The following is a 2134-nucleotide window of genomic DNA, read 5'->3' as shown; positions in this document are numbered from 1 at the left end:
CGCCCATGTGCCCCCCGGCTCCCACGGCCAGGGCGAAATACAGCGCGATTCCCCCCGCCAGCAGCACGGGCAGCCAGAGCACAGGGACATCATGCTGCCCCCACAGCCACATGGCCGCCGCGACACGCATGCGCCGCAACCCCGCCCCGGTATGTGTCCAGAACCCTGCAATATGCTGGCGCGGCAGAAGAACCCCCGTCATTCACATGCCCGCCCCGCCATATCCATGCGTGACCGGAATGCACACCTTACCGGCCATGCGGGCGCGCACGCCAGAGAAGCCCCTGTCAGCAGGCCGAAAACATGCTAAGGAGCCGGCTCATGACTGTCCGTACGCGTTTTGCTCCCAGCCCCACCGGCCTGCTGCATATCGGCAACGCCCGTGCCGCCCTTTTCAATTTTCTCTATGCCCGCCACCACGGCGGGCAGTTCCTGCTCCGGATCGAGGATACCGACCGCGAACGTTCAACGCAGAAAGCGGTGGACGTGCTGTTCGACGGCCTGGCTGGATGGGAATCGAAGCCGATGAGAAGCCGGTCTTCCAGTCCACCCGGCAGGCCCGCCATACCGAGGTGGCGCACGCCCTGCTGGAGCGCGGGCTGGCCTATCGCTGCTACTGCACGGCGGAAGAGCTGAAGGAAATGCGCGAGACCGCGATGGCCGAGGGCCGTCCCCCGCGCTACAACGGCATGTGGCGTGACCGTGACCCGTCCGAAGCGCCCGCCAACACCCCCTACACCATCCGCATCAAGGCCCCGCGTGAGGGGGAGACCGTCATTCACGATCTGGTGCAGGGCGACGTGCGCGTGGCCAACGCGGAACTGGATGACATGATCATCCTGCGCGCGGACGGCACGCCGGTCTATCAGCTCGCCGTGGTGGTGGATGACCATGACATGGACATCACCCACGTCATCCGGGGCGATGACCACCTGACCAACACCTTCCGCCAGGCCATGATCTACCGCGCCATGGGGTGGGAGCTGCCGCATTTCGCCCATCTGCCGCTGATCCACGGGCCGGACGGGGCCAAGCTGTCCAAGCGGCACGGGGCGCAGTCCGTCGTCGAGTTCCGGGAAATGGGCTACCTGCGAAGCCCTGAACAACTACCTGCTCCGCCTGGGCTGGGGCCATGGCGATGCCGAGATCCTGTCGCGTGACGAGCAGATCAGGCTGTTCGACCTCGATGGCGTGGGCCGCTCGCCCTCACGCATGGACTACGCCAAGCTGCTGCACATCAACGGCGTCTGGATGCGGCAGGCCGATGACGCGCGCCTGACCCGTGACGTGATGGAACGGCTGGCGGACAGGGACGGCGTGGATACGGGCGATCTGACCCGCAGCCGTGTCCTCACGCTCATGCCGGGCTGAAGGAACGCGCCAAGACGCTGGTGGAACTGGCCGATAACGCCGCCTTCCTCGGCCGCGCGGTCCCGCTGCCCTTCGACGCCAGAGCCGAAAAACAGCTTACCCCGGAAAACCGCGTGATGCTGGGCCGTCTGGCCGAGACGCTGAAGGCGGTCGAACCCTTCACGCAGGGCGGGATCGACGCGGCGCTGCGCCAGTTCGCCGAGACGCATGACATGAAGCTGGGCAAGGTCGCGCAGCCACTACGCGCCGCCGTGACCGGCAGCACCATGTCCCCCGGCATTGACGATACGCTGGCCGCTCTTGGCCGGGACGAGGTACTGGCGCGCATCAACGCGGTCGCCGCCCATGAGTGAGCGCAGCGGCCATGGTGGCAACATGTTCCTGAACCGACCGGCGCGGCACCTGCTGGGGGTGCAGGGCATGCATCCCAGCCGCATCACGCCCATTCTGGACCTTGCGGAAAACTACACCCTGCTCAACCGCTCGCGCAAAACGCCGCGCGACCTGCTGCGTGGCCGCACGCTCATCAACCTGTTTTTCGAGGACAGCACGCGCACCCGCACCTCCTTCGAGCTGGCGGGCAAGCGGCTGGGGGCGGATGTGGTGAACATGACCGTGGCCAGTTCCTCGGTCAACAAGGGGGAGACGCTGCTTGATACGGCGGCGACCCTGAACGCCATGCATACCGACCTGCTGGTGGTGCGCCACGCGCAGTCCGGCGCGCCCGCGCTGCTGGCGCAGAAGGTGCAGGCCAGCGTGGTCA

1 protein-coding gene and 2 pseudogenes are annotated in these 2134 nt (G+C 66.7%); 2 read left to right on the top strand and 1 reads right to left on the bottom strand.

Annotated elements, in window-relative coordinates:
* Positions 1-202 (bottom strand): hypothetical protein (locus JCM25156_RS30025; protein ID WP_025813645.1); only part of this gene is annotated, 202 nt, incomplete at its 3' end.
* Positions 203-321: 119 nt separating this feature from the next.
* On the opposite strand from JCM25156_RS30025, the pseudogene gltX reads away from it, so the two are divergent.
* Together gltX and pyrB are read left to right on the top strand one after the other, a co-directional pair.
* Positions 322-1724, top strand: a pseudogene (gltX, locus tag JCM25156_RS24820) (glutamate--tRNA ligase).
* Positions 1717-2134: pseudogene (gene pyrB / locus JCM25156_RS14555) on the top strand (aspartate carbamoyltransferase catalytic subunit); the annotation flags it as partial. The pseudogenes gltX and pyrB, both read left to right, overlap by 8 nt.

The organism is Komagataeibacter kakiaceti JCM 25156 (assembly GCF_000613305.1).
Note: the sequence above shows the minus strand (reverse complement) of the source record. Positions and strands in the feature narration are given on the sequence as shown.